The organism is Sunxiuqinia indica (genome assembly GCF_009847015.1).
Classification (GTDB): domain Bacteria; phylum Bacteroidota; class Bacteroidia; order Bacteroidales; family Prolixibacteraceae; genus Sunxiuqinia; species Sunxiuqinia indica.
This window is the reverse complement of the sequence record NZ_WVEM01000018.1, coordinates 20,310-37,115: the sequence shown is the minus strand read 5'-3', so window position 1 is coordinate 37,115 and position 16,806 is coordinate 20,310. Positions and strand designations below refer to the sequence as shown.

Annotated in this window: 13 protein-coding genes and 3 tRNA genes; 12 read left to right on the top strand and 4 right to left on the bottom strand. The window is 39.6% G+C overall.

All coding sequences use genetic code 11. The features are described 5' to 3' along the window. The first annotated feature begins 62 nt into the window (after positions 1 to 62). Together porT and GR929_RS19785 are read left to right on the top strand one after the other, a co-directional pair. Complete coding sequence (porT, locus tag GR929_RS19790; protein ID WP_159523146.1) at positions 63 to 833, top strand: type IX secretion/gliding motility protein PorT/SprT; 771 nt, start codon at positions 63 to 65, stop codon at positions 831 to 833. A gap of 92 nt (positions 834 to 925) precedes the next feature. Then, positions 926 to 2,482, top strand: coding sequence for an NAD(P)/FAD-dependent oxidoreductase (locus tag GR929_RS19785; RefSeq protein ID WP_159523144.1), 1,557 nt, complete (start codon positions 926 to 928; stop codon positions 2,480 to 2,482). A 157-nt stretch (positions 2,483 to 2,639) separates the two neighbouring features. Here GR929_RS19785 and GR929_RS19780 read toward each other — a convergent pair whose 3' ends face one another. The 4 genes from GR929_RS19780 to GR929_RS19765 all read right to left on the bottom strand — a co-directional run bounded on the left by GR929_RS19780 (position 2,640) and on the right by GR929_RS19765 (position 8,444). Then, the gene (locus tag GR929_RS19780; RefSeq protein WP_159523141.1) at positions 2,640 to 3,593 is read right to left on the bottom strand and encodes a calcium/sodium antiporter; all 954 of its coding nucleotides are present in this window, start codon (positions 3,591 to 3,593) and stop codon (positions 2,640 to 2,642) included. A gap of 407 nt (positions 3,594 to 4,000) precedes the next feature. Then, positions 4,001 to 5,017: a virulence RhuM family protein gene (locus GR929_RS19775; protein ID WP_159523139.1), complete on the bottom strand. Its 1,017-nt coding sequence runs from the start codon at positions 5,015 to 5,017 to the stop codon at positions 4,001 to 4,003. After that, on the bottom strand, positions 5,014 to 6,288 hold the full coding sequence (locus GR929_RS19770) for an SIR2 family protein (RefSeq protein WP_159523137.1): 1,275 nt from the start codon (positions 6,286 to 6,288) through the stop codon (positions 5,014 to 5,016). Before GR929_RS19770 ends, GR929_RS19775 begins: the two co-directional genes overlap by 4 nt. A gap of 1,388 nt (positions 6,289 to 7,676) precedes the next feature. Beyond that, positions 7,677 to 8,444 carry a TrmH family RNA methyltransferase gene (locus GR929_RS19765; RefSeq protein ID WP_159523135.1) on the bottom strand — a complete coding sequence of 256 codons (768 nt, stop codon included), beginning with the start codon at positions 8,442 to 8,444 and terminating at the stop codon, positions 7,677 to 7,679. A gap of 188 nt (positions 8,445 to 8,632) precedes the next feature. On the opposite strand from GR929_RS19765, the gene tamL reads away from it, so the two are divergent. The 10 genes from tamL (at position 8,633) to GR929_RS19715 (ending at position 16,791) form a co-directional block, all read left to right on the top strand. Then, positions 8,633 to 10,969, top strand: a complete 2,337-nt coding sequence (gene tamL / locus GR929_RS19760; RefSeq protein ID WP_159523133.1) for a translocation and assembly module lipoprotein TamL — start codon at positions 8,633 to 8,635, stop codon at positions 10,967 to 10,969. Between the two features lie 119 nt (positions 10,970 to 11,088). Beyond that, a complete protein-coding gene (gene fbaA, locus GR929_RS19755) occupies positions 11,089 to 12,168 on the top strand; it encodes a class II fructose-bisphosphate aldolase (protein WP_159523131.1) in 1,080 nt (359 codons plus the stop codon). Between the two features lie 164 nt (positions 12,169 to 12,332). Continuing rightward, on the top strand, positions 12,333 to 13,697 hold the full coding sequence (locus tag GR929_RS19750; RefSeq protein WP_159523129.1) for a sodium-dependent transporter: 1,365 nt from the start codon (positions 12,333 to 12,335) through the stop codon (positions 13,695 to 13,697). Between the two features lie 89 nt (positions 13,698 to 13,786). Beyond that, entirely contained in the window at positions 13,787 to 14,698 is a 912-nt protein-coding gene (locus tag GR929_RS19745) for a helix-hairpin-helix domain-containing protein (RefSeq protein ID WP_159523127.1), read from the top strand. Positions 14,699 to 14,834: 136 nt separating this feature from the next. After that, a complete protein-coding gene (gene rpsU, locus GR929_RS19740) occupies positions 14,835 to 15,026 on the top strand; it encodes a 30S ribosomal protein S21 (RefSeq protein ID WP_159523125.1) in 192 nt (63 codons plus the stop codon). 48 nt (positions 15,027 to 15,074) lie between these two features. After that, positions 15,075 to 15,959, top strand: coding sequence for a tyrosine-type recombinase/integrase (locus tag GR929_RS19735; RefSeq protein WP_159523123.1), 885 nt, complete (start codon positions 15,075 to 15,077; stop codon positions 15,957 to 15,959). 18 nt (positions 15,960 to 15,977) lie between these two features. Next, positions 15,978 to 16,280 carry a ribosome hibernation-promoting factor, HPF/YfiA family gene (hpf, locus tag GR929_RS19730; protein ID WP_159523121.1) on the top strand — a complete coding sequence of 101 codons (303 nt, stop codon included), beginning with the start codon at positions 15,978 to 15,980 and terminating at the stop codon, positions 16,278 to 16,280. A gap of 175 nt (positions 16,281 to 16,455) precedes the next feature. Beyond that, positions 16,456 to 16,529 (top strand) — tRNA-Thr (locus GR929_RS19725). Positions 16,530 to 16,552: 23 nt separating this feature from the next. After that, positions 16,553 to 16,635 (top strand) — tRNA-Tyr (locus GR929_RS19720). Positions 16,636 to 16,718: 83 nt separating this feature from the next. Continuing rightward, positions 16,719 to 16,791: transfer RNA gene (locus tag GR929_RS19715), tRNA-Gly, on the top strand. The last annotated feature ends 15 nt before the right edge of the window (positions 16,792 to 16,806 follow it).

Here is a 16,806-nt window from a genome sequence, read left to right as displayed (position 1 = left end):
AACAGACAATATTTTGAGAATTAGATGGTTTTTGATTTAGGACAATAAATTCATCAGAATCAGTGAAAAAACTCTTCATTAGCATAGCGCTTCTTTATTTGACGGTTAGTTCATTCGCTCAAATTCAACGGGTGAAGAACCTGACAACCTTTGATGAGAAGCAATTGCACTTTGGGTTTACCATTGCAATTAATACCCTGGATTTTCGGTTTCAACATTACCGGCCAATTGGAGAAAATCCCGATTTTGTGCCAAAGCAATGGAACAACATCGACGGAAATGAAATTACCTATGGCGATACGGTTCATGCTGATATTGCTGAGCAGGTTCCCGGGCTGACTGTTGGAATTGTAACCAGTCTGCGCCTGGGAGAGTACTTTGATTTGCGGTTTTTGCCCGGCCTGTCATTCGGGGAACGTCGCTTGATATACAATGTCCCGATATACGATATCAATGCCCCAAGCTCTGCTCGGCAGGAGTATTATTCAATTAAATCAACTTACATCGATTTGCCATTATTGGTGAAATACAAATCAAGCCGATTGAATAATCAACGCCCTTACCTGATTGCCGGGCCGGCTTTCAGAGTAGATATTTCGAAAACCGGGGTTGAAGATTTAGTACGGGTAAAAAGAGGCGGTTTTTATCTTGAAGCCGGAATTGGCTGGGATAGTTATTTGCGCTTTTTCCGCTTGTCAACCGAGCTGAAAGTGAGTCTGGGAGTCGGAAATATATTGAATAGCGGACCCGATGAAACGCAGCGTCAGTATTATACTTCAGCAATAGAAAAGCTGAGTTCGAACGTATTCACTTTAAGCTTCCATTTCGAATAAATTGAAACGAGCCTGTAAAAATATTCGCACACAGAAGCATGATTATTTAAAGCGAGTTCCATGTGTTGCAAAAAATAAACAATTATAAACACATGAAAAAAGACCTCAATATATCACTGACTCCCAAACAGGCGTCGGATGAACAGTTTTATCGTCCTGTGATTTGCCAGAAGTTGGGTGCATCCGATAGCGATATCACTTCCATTGTTGTTCGCCGGCGATCCATTGATGCCAGACAACGGCAGATCCGAATTAATTTGGGCGTGACCGTTTATTTGGGTGAAGAGCCTGAAGTTTCTTCTGTAAAATATCACTATCAAAATGTTGAGCATAAACAACCTATTGGCATTGTAGGTGCAGGTCCGGCCGGTTTGTTCGCGGCCTTGCGTTTAATTGAAATGGGCCTGAAACCCATCGTTTTTGAACGAGGAAAAAATGTAAGCGACCGAAAGCGTGACATCGCACTGATCCACCGGGAGCATATCATTGACCCCGACTCCAATTACGGATTTGGTGAGGGAGGAGCCGGTACTTTTTCGGATGGGAAACTCTACACGCGGTCAAAAAAGCGCGGAAGTGTGCTGAAGGTGCTGGAGGTTTTGGTTCAGTTTGGTGCCGATCCGGAAATTCTAATTGATGCCCATCCGCATGTCGGTACCGATAAGCTTCCCGGCGTGATACGAGGAATCCGTGAGCAAATTATCGCATCGGGAGGAGAAATTCATTTTAATAGTCGGGTGACCGATTTTATTCTGAAAGGTGACCAATGCACCGGGATCAAATTGGCCAACGGCAGCTCCTACGATTTTGAGGCTTTAATTTTGGCAACCGGCCATTCTGCCCGCGATATTTATGAGTTGTTGTACCGCAAAGGGATCAATTTAGAAGCTAAAACCTTCGCAATGGGTGTGCGTGTAGAACATCCACAAGCATTGATTGACACGATTCAATATCACCAAGCTCAACGAGGACCTTTTTTGCCTGCTGCAACGTATTCGTTTGTCGAGCAGGTGAAAGATCGGGGTGTTTACTCATTTTGTATGTGCCCGGGCGGTTTCATCGTTCCGGCAGCGACCTCTCCCGGTGAATTGGTTGTTAATGGCATGTCGGCTTCGAAGCGCAATTCACCATTTGCCAATTCTGGTTTAGTGGTTGAAGTTCGACCAGAGGATTTACGCGAATATCAGCAGCATGGTGTTTTTGCCGGATTGGAGTTTCAGAAGCAAGTCGAAAAGCTTTGTTTCATGATTAATGGAAATACCCAGTTTGCCCCGGCTCAGCGGTTGACCGACTTTGTTGCCGGTAAGAAATCTACTGATTTACCGGAGTCGTCGTATCGTCCCGGACTGATGGCTGCTGCTTTACACGATAAATTGCCGAAACGAATTGCCGGCCGCTTGCGCGAAGGTATTCAGCAAATTGATCAAAAAGCGAAAGGCTTTCTTTCAAAGGAAGCCACGGCAGTTGGCGTTGAATCGCGTACTTCGTCCCCGGTTCGCATTCCCCGAAATGAAAACGACTTGCAACACATCCGCATTAAAGGCTTGTTTCCATGTGGCGAAGGGGCCGGTTATGCCGGAGGTATCGCTTCGTCAGCCATTGATGGGGAGCGGTGTGCCGAGGCTGTAGCCGAAATTTGCAACCACTAATTTAATTGAACTACTGGTGATTGTCTGGATATTTGGCTATCAACTAACGAAATGAAATTTACTGCAGAATAAGAGCCGTATGAATGGGAGCTTCACTTACGGTTTTGTGAGAAGTTAATGGTGAGACTCCCCTGGCTTACTCAACTCTGGTGCGTGTTTATAGTTCTTTCCAAACTAAGTAAGTGGTATAAATCAAATAAAAGGCTAACAGGATTAAAGCTTCCCATCGGTCAAGTTTTTTTCTTTTTCCAGTAAACATGGCAATTAGCAAAAAAAGCGTTCCGCCACTCACGATCAATAAGTCTTGGTTAAAAATTGGACTATACGGTATCGGATTCACAAACGAGCTAATAGAAAGTATTAACAGAATATTGAAAATATTTGAACCGATTACGTTTCCAATTGCGATGTCGCTGTTCTTCTTTAAAGCAGCTACTATTGATGTAACTAATTCAGGTAAGGAAGTTCCAGCGGCAATGATAGTTAGTCCAATTATTTTTTGACTAATCCCCAATTCAGTCGCAATATTTACACTATTGTCAACCACTAATTTTCCGCCTGTTATTAGTCCGGCTATTCCAATTATTATTAATCCCCAAATCTTGTAATTGGATTTGTTTTTATAAGCTAACACTTCTGTTTTTTCTTGCTTGAGTTGATTGAATACATAGTATATGAAGCAACAAAAGCAACCGAGTAAGAAAACTCCGTCAAGTCTTGAGATTTCAGGATTTTGAGTAACGAAAAAATTATTGGCAAGCAGGAATAACAATATTGTTACGACAAGAGATATTGGAATTTCTCTCCAGGCAGTTGAAGATTGAACCGTAATCGGGTAAATTAAACCTGCTATTCCGAGTATGACAAACAAGTTGAAATTATTACTGCCAATGATGTTGCCAAAAACGATATCGGAAAGTCCGTTAAATGAAGCTACGGAATTTACAACTAATTCGGGTGCGGATGTTCCAAAAGCAACGATAGTCAATCCGATAACTAAATCAGAAATATTGTTCTTTTTCGCTAATGACGACGCTCCGTCAACAAGCCAGTTCGCTCCAAAAATTAGGCTTGCAAATCCGCTTATTATTAAGATGGAAGATATGATCATATTTTTATTTTCAATGTGTCATTTCGATGCACTACTTTACCGAAAGCTCTGAAGAAATGCTTAAAATACAAATTTTCTTTTGCAAATAATAAGGTGTTGTGTGAAATTATTCCAAAGGGTGTAAGTCCCTTACGGACGGGGGACCGCTCCGAACCGTTAGTAAGCTGCAAGGTGGTTGACCGCGAGGTCAGCACTGAAGGAAGATGCCCTTACCTGGGGAGGTCTCAACTTTTCTGAAAGGATAGTTGAGAAGTCAGCAGAGGTCATAGTAGGCTTTGGAAACGATCCGTCACCGAAAAGGCGGAGGACTCACCGAAAAGCTGAAGGGCTGAACGATACGTTGCTCAAAATTCGATAGGGAGGTTTAATGTGCCTGAAAGCGAAGGGATGGTGTGTGTTGGCACCTATTACTTTCTTTTCTTTTTGTTTTCCAGTTTCTTTAGCCCTTCTTCTAGCTCCTTCATCTCCTGTACATCTTCAATCTTAATCTGGTTTTTTCGATATTTTTCATATTCCGATTCTGCCAGTTCTTTTGCTATTTTTGCCGAAATTGTCCCGGCGTGTTCCAAAATTTCCCTGTCGTTCAATGTCATAAAATCATTGAGTTTACGAATCCAGTCTTTCATGTACATTGGTTTCCGGTTTCTTGCTTGCAACTCGGCAAACGAAAGATACTGGTCAACAATTAAATTCAGGTCTTTTAATTCATCTTCAGACAGGTAGTTTTTTGCAATCGAAACATCGGTTTTCCTGATTTTTCCATGAGGCGCATTTTTCCAGGTTGTTAACCCCATATTTTGTTTTTCGGAATCAACACGTTTGTAAATGATTTCCGATGCTGTGTGTCCGTGAATTGCCCAGTGCATTTTGTTTTGTACCGATTTGAAAAACAACTGGCTTTCTTCTGTTGCCGGGTCGTAATCGATAGCAGTGGTATAAATGTCTTTGATTTTTGCATAGAAAATTTTCTCCGAGCTACGGATGTCCCGGATTCTTTCCAGCAGTTCATCGAAGTATTTGTTGGTGTGCCCGGTTTCTTTTAAACGCTCATCATTGAGTACAAAACCTTTTATCAAGTATTCGCGAAGTTGAGTTGTCGCCCAAATACGGAATTGAGTTCCACGGTGCGACTTTACACGGTAACCAACCGAAATAATTACATCGAGGTTGTAAATCTTCAAATTACGCTGAACCTTGCGTTTGCCCTCGGTTTGAACTGTCAAGTAATCCTTGACAGTTGCATTTTCCTGCAATTCGCCTTCCTCAAAAACGTTTTTTATGTGCAGGCTGATGTTTTGTTTTGTAGTCTGAAAAAGCTCTGCCATTTGAACCTGCGAAAGCCAAACAGTTTCATCTTCTAACCGGACATCAATTTTGGTTTGTCCGTCTTCGGTTTGATAAAGTAGTATTTCTGAATCGCTCATTTTTTTATTATTTGCCGATATTTTAAGAAATCTGAAAAACGCATGTTATACGCTGTGATTTTATCATCAAAATAACTATCAATATTGTCAGAAATCGTTTTTGGATTCATGTCATCAGATTCATTGAATGTGAAAAATCTTGATGCAAAAATTTTATCCATTGAGTTCTCTTTAAATGAAAGGTCAACGATTTCAATCTTAAGATTTGTATTATATCGTAATGCAATCTTCAGTGTTTCATTTACATGTTCAACATTAAATGAATATCCCACAATTGTTATTCTATCCGCAGTATAGCAGTCTTTATCAAAAGCTGAATGAAACTGTCTGAAAGGTGTAAGTTTTGCTTTTTGGGATTTTTGATAACCTGTTATAATATTTGAAACTTGAAGAGTTTTACCTTTCTCAATTTGCATGGTAGCTACACTATCATTCATTTGCAAATGGATTCCTTTAAGTTGTACAATTTCAGGATTTGGCATTTGGTCATTACTAGCCGAAAGAACTTTCCAATAGGCAGAACCATGCAAATTATAATGGATGTTTGATTCTGTATCGGAGGAAATTTTTAAAACATCAGTTCTTGAATAAACGTCTTTATTCTTAAAGAATCCATCAAAACATTGGATATCATCTGATTCTAAAAGGCTTTTAAAAAGATTATCATAATTCAAAGTATAAAGCCGGAGAATACTTGTTTTGTGGATTTTTTTAAGCCAATTTCTGAAATTCTTGCTATTATCACAATCCTTGTCAATATGGGAACAACTTGGTGTATTCCAGGAGTATTGTGCAACTTTATTACAAATTTGAGATAACAGTTCAGCCAATAAAAATTGTAAAAAATATTGATTCGTATTTTCCCCAAAATAGGCAGGTCTGGAATAGTAAAAATCTTGTCCATTAGTGACTTGAATTTCATATCCATGTTCCCTTTTTCCACCTCTTATTGAGTAATTGTAAATGTTACAAAGGTCATTTTCTGATAGAAAAGATTTTAATAAAGAAGGTGTACATTTTTCTGTATTAAATTCTGAATTATAAACAATCAGTTCTTCAATAACATTTATAATGGTTTCAAAATTCACTTCAGAATCCGAATAACCACATTTTCTTAGGCGCTGGTAAATAAACTCCGTTATCTTAATATTAGAACCTTTTAATGTAAAACCAGACTCACGAATTAATTTTGTTATTTCTGAAGTCGGAGGAGCATTCCAATCAATAACTGCTCCAGCACCAAATAAAAAGATTTCTCGATTTTTTTTCATTATTTCTCCTCAACAATCTCAACTTCCTTCTTTGTCAAATTACAAAAACTCGTAACCCATTTGGTCAATTTCTTTGTCGGTTTTTTCGATTTCAGAATGAAGTTAATTATGCTCATATTTTGGGGTTCGTTGTGTTTTTAGTTTAAATTACTAAAATACTATTTTCTGTTAGCACAATTTAATCAATCAGCACAAAAGTGTGCGTCGGCAAAAAAGCATGTGCTTGACAGTGAAGGGACGGTTGTAGGGAAGGGCTGGAAAACTTATGCTTTGTGCGTTGGTGTTTCTTATTTTTTCTCTTTTCAAGCTTGTGCCCAACTAGTGAGCATCAACGATGGTTGTTATATTTTCTTCTATCAGTTTTAAAGGGATTGTTATCCAGCGGAACAAGATAGCTAACTTTACAGAATAATTAATTTTGGTAGCGATAATTTAGTTTCATTCAAAATAAGGTCTATTTAACAGGCCATGGGGTACTTCGGAAGTGGGGTACCCCACTTCCGAAGTACCCCCCCCACTTCAAAACCGAACTCGCGGAGTTCAATATAGCATTCACTCAGCCCGGAGATGCGCGAGTTTGGTAAAAAGGTGAATTAAAGCAGTTCCAAACCGAACTGGTTCACCTTTGAAGTGAATTCATTCGGTAAAAAGATAAACGAAAGCGGTTTTATGCAGAACTCATTCTATTCAAAACCGACTCGAGTCGGTAAAAAGGTAACTGCAGTCGGTTAAAGGCTAAGTCGAGTCAGGAAAATGGTGACTCCAGTCGCTGTTAAACAAACTCGGATCATGTTTAACTAAACTGCAGTTCTGTTCGGGTAGACTGGTTCCTGAAACGAGTTCAGGATGACCAGCGCATAGCTTGGGACAGCCAAGTCCCCCGCTTCGCCGAAAGGCGAAAAGCCCGGTCTACGAGGGTTTTGAAATGGAAAACAAGGGAGGGAAACAGCGATGGCACTCGCTAAGAAAACCTTGTTTGACGACTGCAAGGAGGAGTTTGGTTTTCGGGCAGTGACTGACCCGTAGTTTTCGTTCAAAAGCATCGTCAGCCTTGACTTTTTTTCCTGGTTTTTGTGTCAAGACAAAAATCAGGTCCCGTCTGGAAAGACAACTTTGACTTGATCTTTTTTGATTACTTTTTGGTATCAAGACAAAAAAGTAATTGGGGTTTGGGGCAACGCCCCAACAACAGCAATGAGAACAAGACGCTAGATAGTAAAACCAAGAGTCAAGATAAGATACCGTAATCCGCTGATAGATCCTGAAACAAGTTCCCGATGACGAACATTCAACCGGGTCAATAGATTTGGCAGACGGTGACCGAACGTTTACGAATCAATTTGATTGATTCCTGAAAAGCTTAGTGAGTTTAAAAAATCCTTGGTCAATCAATAAGTTCTCCGTTTAAACTCCGAACAGCAAATTGCTGTAGCGGTAGCCACATTCAACGATTCGGAGCCATCGCCACCTGAAGCAAAAGCCGGGATATGAATTTTGTGTTTAATTTTTCCGGCAATAGCAGGAGAAATTCCATTCCCTTCATTCCCCATAACTAAAACGCCCTTGGTTGAAAGCGTTGATCGGTAGATGTCTTCACCTTCCAGGAAAGTGCCATAAACAGGTAGTTGAGCATGGTTGGCTTTTTCAAGCCATTCTTCCAAATCAAGGTAATGAACGTTTACCCGTAAAACAGCGCCCATGCTTGCCTGAATGACCTTTGGGTTGTAGCAGTCTACCGTGTCTGTTGAACAAAGGATGTTCCGGATTCCAAACCAATCGGCCATTCGAATAATGGTTCCCAGGTTGCCCGGGTCTTGAATAAAGTCGAGAGCAATAGAAAGCTGGTTGGTAAGTTGATCGATATGCAAGGCATTGTTTGGCATGTGCACGACAGCCATTGCTTGCTGAGGAGTTTGAAGCATGCTGGCCTTCTTAAGTTCCTCTGCTGAGCATTCAATGACTTCCTCCGCTAAGTTGCTGTCCAGCTCGTTGCGCGCATAAAAATCGGGAGTAGCAATCAATAATTTTAGGGGTAGCTTGGAGCTAATGGCTTCCAGAACCAATTTATTTCCTTCAACCAGAAATAACTTTTCGTTTTCTCTCGTTTTTTTACGGTTGAGCGAGTGGATGAATTTTATTTTGTTTTTACTTAGCATCGCGATTGGCAAACATTTTTGTAAAAATAAAAAGCCTAATCGATTTGTTTGCGTTCGATAGTGTTTATTTTTGTGTAAACTGCGTTAAGGTCACGGACCTATTTGATGTTTTCGGTTTCGCTTCTATCACAAATTGTTAAAGACTCGAAACATGACACTAAATTATTCGCACTACTTAGATAGAAAAAATGAGAAAGGAAAAATTGTTTTTATTTTTGATTGAACTGTTGATTACAGTCTCTTTCTTTTCTTGTTCTTCCACCAAATTTGTTCCCGACGGCAAGTATTTACTGAATGATACCGACGTTGAAATTGACAATCGGTCAATCAATAAAGAAGAATTACGGACTCAGATTCGTCAAAAGGAAAACCTCAAAATATTAGGATTCATAAAATTTCACCTTGGTCTGTATAATTTATCATCTGAAAAGAAAGAGGAAGGGTGGTTTAAGCGAATTGGTGAAGCTCCGGTAATTTACGACGAGTTTATGATGGAGCGTTCGAAAAAGCAGCTCAAACTTTATTTAAAGAATAAAGGGTATTACGATGCTGAAGTTAGCTCGAGCGTTCGTTACAAAGAGAGAAAGCAAAAGGTTAACGTTACTTACCACATTGAACCGGGAGTTCCTTACCGGATTCGAAACTATACCTATCAAATTCAGGATAAAAATATTGAGTCCCTGATTTTAAGAGATACGACAGATCAGCTGATTGGCGGCGGGAATATTTTTGATGTTGATGTGTTGAACAACGAACGGACCCGCATTGCCAACCACTTAAAGAACTTTGGCTATTACTATTTTTCAGAAAATTATATTACTTACCTGGCTGATACGAGTTTGACAGGAAACCCTAAGTTGGTAGATCTGCTTATTGAGGTTGCCGACAACGATTTGGAGGATGAGGTCGACTCGATTCAACCACATAAAAAGTATCGGGTCGAATCATATTCGATTACTCCTGACTTTGTGTCGGTACCATTGGGCGGTTCAAAAGAAACAACCGATCAGGATACTTTGCTTGATCCACCTTATACTTTTTTATATCGCGATAAACTGAAGCACAAGCCCGAGCTTTTTTACAATGTCAATCGAATTGAGGATGATCCTTACTACTCGCTGTCTAACGTCGAAAAAACCTATCGCTCGTTGGTTCAGCTTCGGCAGTTTCGGGTTGTGAACCTTAGCTTCGAAGAGGTTGATACGCTTGTGAATGATACCGTCGGCATATTGAAAAGTAATTTTCAGTTAACTGCACTACCCCGGCAAGGTTTTTCGGTTGACTTGGAAGGTACGAACTCGTCGGGAAATTTAGGAGTAGCCGGAAATTTGAATTACCAACACCGTAATTTATTTCGGGGTGCCGAGATATTTAACCTAAATTTAAAGGGCGCGGTTGAGAGACAACAACGCTTTGGCGATGATGGAAACCTGGACTTTAACACCCGGGAATTTGGTTTGGAAGGATCGTTAACACTCCCGAAGTTCTTAAATCCGCTTAAACGCAGTCGTTTGTTTAGCTATCAGGTTCCTCAAACAATTTTTAGCCTGGGGTTTAATTACCAACGGCGGCCTGACTATACACGAACCATTACTAATTTGAAATATGGCTACAACTGGAAGTCGTCGCCTGTACGGTCGCATTTTCTGAATGTTCTTGATTTCAACTTTGTAAACTTATACGAATTCAACGACGACTTCATCAATTCGATTAGGGATTTATACATCAAAAGTAGTTTTACCGACCACCTGATTTTCGCACTAAACTACACGCAGGTCAACAACAATCAAAACCTGAAACGAAGGTCTGATTACAACTATATGAAATGGTCGTTTGAATCTGCCGGTAATATGCTTTCTGCTTATTCGAATTTATTAAATCGCACCAAAGAAACTTCAGTAGATACCATTTTTGGTGTGGAAACAAGCTATCACGAAATGCTCGGAGTGAGATACGCTCAATATCTGAAAGGTGATTTTGAGTATCGGTATGGGCACATGATTGATGATTACAATACCGTTGTTGGACGTGCATTTATAGGAGTTGCTATGCCTTACGGCAATTTTGATGTGTTGCCTTTTGAGAAAAAGTATTTTTCGGGTGGAGCCAACAGTATTAGGGCTTGGCAGGTTCGTTCGTTGGGCCCGGGAACCTACGATGCACCGAGAAATGCTTATCCGAACCAGTCGGGAGATATTAAACTGGAAGCCAATCTGGAATATCGTTATCGCTTTGTATGGCGAATTGAAGGTGCATTCTTTCTGGATGCCGGAAATATTTGGGCCATCAATAAAAAGGATAACCGCCCCGGCGCTCAGTTTTATTTTGATAGTTTTTATAAGCAAATTGCCGTTGGAACAGGAATGGGGCTTCGGTTCGACTTTACCTATTTCATTTTCAGATTAGACTTGGGAATGAAGCTTCGCGATCCTTCGTTGCCAGCAGGTAAACGTTCCATTATTGGGAATTATCCAATCTCTTCTGAGCATTTCAACCTGACCTTTGCTATTGGCTATCCGTTTTAACCTGCAATTAATATAGCCGCTCCGTTTTTTGTTTTTTTATTCTTAAATTTGCAGCCGATCAAATAATTAAGATTTCAAATTGAAATTATCCCGTTTAATTTTTTAATAAAATAATAGCTATGAGCGAAAAACTTTTTGATAACATCAAGCCAGGTGTAGTAACCGGAGACGACTTGCAATATTTATTTAAAGTTGCAAAAGAAAAGCAATTTGCAATGCCTGCAGTTAATGTAACTACGTCAAGTACGATTAGTGCAGTGTTAGAGTCTGCTAAGGTTGTTGACTCTCCGGTAATTATTCAATTCTCGAATGGTGGCGCACAATTTTTTGCCGGTAAAGGTTTAAAATTAGAAGGACAAGCAGCACCAATTGCCGGAGCTGTTGCCGGAGCTAAAGCAATTCACCTGTTGGCCGAAGCCTATGGTGTAAAAGTTGTTTTACACACAGACCACGCTGCAAAAAAATTACTTCCTTGGATTGATGGGTTGTTGGATGCCGGTGAAAAGCATTTTGCTGAAACAGGTAAACCTTTATTTTCTTCTCACATGCTTGATCTTTCAGAAGAGCCTCTTGAAGAAAATATCGCAATCTGTAAAGAGTATTTGAAAAGAATGAGCAAAATCGGTATGACCCTGGAAATTGAACTAGGTATTACTGGTGGCGAAGAGGATGGAGTTGATAACTCTGATGTTGATAACGCATTGCTTTACACGCAGCCCGAAGAAGTTTGTTATGCTTACGAGCAGTTGAGCGAGGTGTCGCCTAATTTCACTATTGCTGCTTCATTTGGTAATGTACATGGTGTTTACAAACCTGGTAATGTAGTTTTGAAACCAGCTATTTTGGATGCTTCTCAAAAATACATTTCTGAGAAATTAGGCTTGGGCGAAAAACCTGTGAATTTTGTTTTCCACGGTGGATCTGGTTCATCAAATGCCGAAATCCGTGAAGCTATTTCATACGGTGTAATCAAAATGAATATCGATACTGATACGCAGTGGGCATATTGGGATGGCGTTCGTGAATTCGAAGCTGCTAATCGTCCGTACTTGCAAGCTCAAATTGGTAATCCTGAAGGGGAAGAAAAGCCAAACAAAAAGTATTACGATCCACGCGTATGGCTTCGTAAAGGCGAAGAGGCAGAGATTGCACGATTGAAAAGTGCTTTCGAAGATTTGAACTGCATTGGAAGAAACTAATTTTTATTAGATAGTTGTAAAGACCCTTCATTTTTGGAGGGTCTTTTTTTATATCATTAATTTCCATCGCCAATACACTTGTTTTTTTTGTGTGAAAGGAAATATTTCGCATTTTTACCGCTAATCAGATTAGTAAACACATACTTCCATTTTATTTATCGTTTATGTCAAAGCAGTCGAAAAAAGGTCGGGCAGAGTTTTCTAGTTCATTTGGAGTAATAGCAGCAGCGGCGGGTTCGGCTGTAGGCCTGGGTAATATTTGGAAATTTCCTTACATAACCGGAGTTTATGGTGGAGCGGCCTTTTTGTTTGTTTATCTCGGGTTTATTTTAGCAATTGGCTTGCCAGTCATGCTTTCCGAGTTCATCATTGGACGTAAATCACATCGCAATGCATTCGGAGCCTTTAAAAAGCTGGCTCCAAAATCTCTTTGGCAATATATTGGAATACTAGGTGTTGGGGCTGCTTTTATGATTCTGGCATTTTATGGGGTGGTTGCCGGCTGGAGTGTTGATTATGTCGTCACAGCGCTTTCAAATGGGTTTGCAGATCAAAGTCCGGATCAATTGGCTGTCATGTTTACGAGCTTCATCGAATCTCCAGTACAGCCTGTTTTGTATCAACTTCTCTTTATGGTGCTAACCGGCGCTATTGTGATGCTCGGGATTAAAGATGGGATCGAGCGCAATGTGAAAGTAATGATGCCTGTTTTAGTGGTAATTATCATCATTTTAAATATTCGGGCAGTCACTTTGCCGGGAGCAGGAGAAGGCTTACGTTTCTTGTTTCATCCGGATTTCTCAAAATTAACGGGCGAAGGGGTTTTAAGTGCATTAGGACATGCATTCTTTTCACTCAGTTTAGGAATGGGAACCCTCATCACGTATGGATCTTATATTGACAAGAAGAATAATCTACTCAACACTGCGGTTAAAGTTACGATAGCTGATACCCTGATTGCAATTTTAGCAGGCGTGGCTATTTTCCCTGCGGTGTTTGCATTCGGGATTGAACCCAGCAGCGGACCGGGACTTGTGTTTATAACTCTTCCCAATGTTTTTCAGCAAATGCCAGGCGGTTACATTTTTGCAATTCTTTTCTTTTTATTGTTGACGGTTGCTGCCTTAACGTCATCAATTTCTATTTTAGAGGTTGTTGTGGCTTATTTTCACGAAGAACTGAAATTGAAGAGAAAGATTGCAACGATTTTTGCCACAGCACTAGTTGCTTTGTTGGGTGTCATTTGTTCTTTGTCGATGGGTATTTTCAAAGATTATACATTTTACGATCTGAACTTTTTCGACCTGTTGGATTGGATTTCGGCTAACTTACTTTTGCCCTTGGGTGGTCTTTTTATTTCGCTGTTCATCGGCTGGAAATTTGGGCGTAAAAAGATACGAGCTGAGATTGAAAATGGAGGAAGCATCTCTGAATTAATGCTTTCTGGTTTTATCTTTCTCGTGAAGTTTATTGCGCCCATTGCGATTGCCATTGTGTTTCTTAGTGGAATAGGATTGCTGAAAATATAGCTTTTATTCTAAATATTTTTATTGTAACTTTTGAAAAGATTTTGTTATTCAGCTGAAGAACGCTAAAGTCTGATCAAAAGAATATCCTAGTGAAACTACACCGTATAATTCTGGAATATTTTACGTTTACCAAAAATGAGCGACGTGGCTTGTTTGTCCTTCTATTTTTGATTTTATTTTTTCTACTGGCCAATCAACTTATCTTTTATTTCGAAAGTCCCGGGGAAGCCGATCCTGAAAAGTTTAAGCAGCTCATCGCGATGCTGGAGGAAAAGGAGAAATATGAAGTACCGGAAACGGGAAAGCTTTTTCTGTTTGATCCCAATACGATCGATTCTATTCAGTTGGATAGTTTGCGTTTACCAAATAGAGTTAGGCAGAATTTACTGAAATATCGGAAAAAAGGAGGGCGCCTTTATCGAGCTGAAGATATCCGGAAAATATATGGGATGAATGATTCTATTTTTGAAGCAGTTTATCCTTATGTCTCCATTAAAAAGAAACAAATTGCAAAAAAAGAGAATGCGAATTCCTTTTTTTCTGAGAAGTCTGAGGTCCGCATAGTCGAAAAAGAAGCACCAGCTAATGTTGAGATTGAAAGAACATTTGAAATAAATTCGGCAACAGCAAAAGACCTCAAATTGTTAAGTGGTATTGGCAGTGTATTGTCGAAACGAATTGTAAAGTACCGTGAACTTCTTGGTGGTTTTTATACGTTGGAGCAACTTCACGAAGTTTATGGCTTGAAACCGGAAACTATTGATAACATACTTCCGTATCTGAAAATAGACACCGCGACCATTCGAAAGATAAACGTTAATTTTGCTGATGCTGCTGAGATTGCAGGACACCCATACGTAAGCTGGGATCAGGCAAACGCCATTGTAGACTTCCGTTCGAGAAACGGATTTATTAAAGATGTTAGAACCATACGATCAAACAATTTGATGAATGAGGAAGACTTCAAAAAAATCACCCCCTATTTGAGAACTAAAAACTGATTGAAGTTGTTTAATTACTAGCCGATTATGAGCAGTACGATTTAAATGTTTATTTTTTTATTAGATTAATTTGAATACTATCATAGAATTCATAAATTTGCGGCTCGAAATTTAAACAGCTTAAAATTAAAATTATATGATCGTTATTCCTGTTAAAGAAGGCGAAAATATCGAAAGAGCCCTTAAGAGATTCAAGAGAAAGTTTGAAAAAACTGGCGTAATCAAAGAGTTACGTGGAAGACAGGCCTATGTGAAGCCTTCAGTAGAAAGAAGAGCTGAAGTGAAAAAGGCTATCTATATTGAACAATTGCAACGCGAAGAAGACTAGATTACTTTAGCCTGATTCCCTTTGCAATAAATAAAAAGACGTTTTTAAATGTCAAATCGGGAATCATTTCTGAAATACTTGAAATTCGAGAAAAGGTGTTCAAAGAATACCGTTGTAGCATATGAGAAAGACCTCGATCAGTTTGAAGAGTTTGTCTTCAGTACGGTCGGGGATTTTGATGTTAAAACGGTAGATACAAAATTGATCAGAAGCTGGGTCGTTTATCAAATGAGTCAAGGGCTAACAGCAAAAACGGTAACTCGAAAAGTTACTTCGCTTAAAGCTTTTTACAAATACTTGCTTCGGCAAGAGATAATTCCGGTAAGCCCTGTTGATGGAGTGATAACACCTCGGATTCCCAAAAAGCTCCCGATTTTTGTTGACGAGAATAGCTTGCACCATTTGTTGGATGACGGTTATTTTTCGAAAGACTTTGAGGGAGTTCGCGATAAGCTTATCCTGAGCCTGTTTTATGGAACTGGGATTCGACTTTCAGAATTGGTTAATTTAACCCGTGGGCAGATTTTTCTTTCGGAATACCTGATAAAGGTGTTGGGAAAAAACAACAAGGAAAGAATTGTACCCTATCCAAGAAGCTTGAATACTTTGATTGAAGAGTATTTAGTTTTGAGGGAATTGGAGTTCGGCGAAGGAATGCCATATTTTTTTGCAACGAAAAAGGGGAAGAAGGTTTATGAGAAATTGGTCTATCGAGTCGTAAAAAAGTACCTAACATTGGTAACAACACTTGAAAAAAAGAGTCCGCACGTACTTCGACACAGCTTTGCAACGCATTTGTTGAATCGGGGAGCGGATCTGAATGCCGTTAAAGAGCTGCTGGGACATAGTAATCTTGCTGCGACCCAGGTTTATACTCATACAACAACGGACAAACTTCAAAGCATTTACAAACAAGCTCATCCGAGAGCCTAAATTAAAGGAGGAAAAAACATGAACATTAATTTGAATGCAGTTCATTTTACACCAGATCAGAAATTAGTCAGTTTTGCGAATAAAAAGCTAAATAAACTGGACACCTTTTTTGAGGGAATTATATCAGCAGAATTAATTTTGAAGGTGACCAAACCTGAGGCGGTCGATAATAAGATGGCAGAGATCAAGCTTTCGATACCTTCTAATGGATATTTGTTTGCTAAAAAAGAAGCTGCGACTTTTGAGGAAGCTATTGATTTAGCTGCTGATGCCATTCGTAAACAACTTACTAAATTCAAAGAAAAGAAGAAGGAAAAATAATTTCAAAAAAAGCTTTAATTCTTGTGAGTTTTTTAAAAATATTCATACATTTGCAAACCCTTTTTGGGCAAGTCTCTGGTTAGTCAGAGCTTGGATATGATAAACCTCAGTAAACATACGAAATTGATCGTTTGCCGGGGTTTTGATTTGACCAAAAAAATGGGGAGAAAATGTTGCCGAATTAGCTCAGTTGGCCAGAGCACGTGATTTGTAATCTCGGGGTCCTCAGTTCGAATCTGAGATTCGGCTCATAACGTTCTAAAAATATTGTTGGGGAGATACCAAAGCGGCCAACTGGGGCAGACTGTAACTCTGCTGACTTATGTCTTCGTAGGTTCGAATCCTGCTCTCCCCACAACTCTTTTAATATAGTTTCCGAATAACAGTGGTTTTAATTTGGAATTCTGAAATAGGAAGCTGATATTTACGGGGTTTTTTGCGGGAGTAGCTCAGCTGATAGAGCATTAGCCTTCCAAGCTAAGGGTCGCGAGTTTGAATCTCGTCTCCCGCTCAATTTTTAAAACGA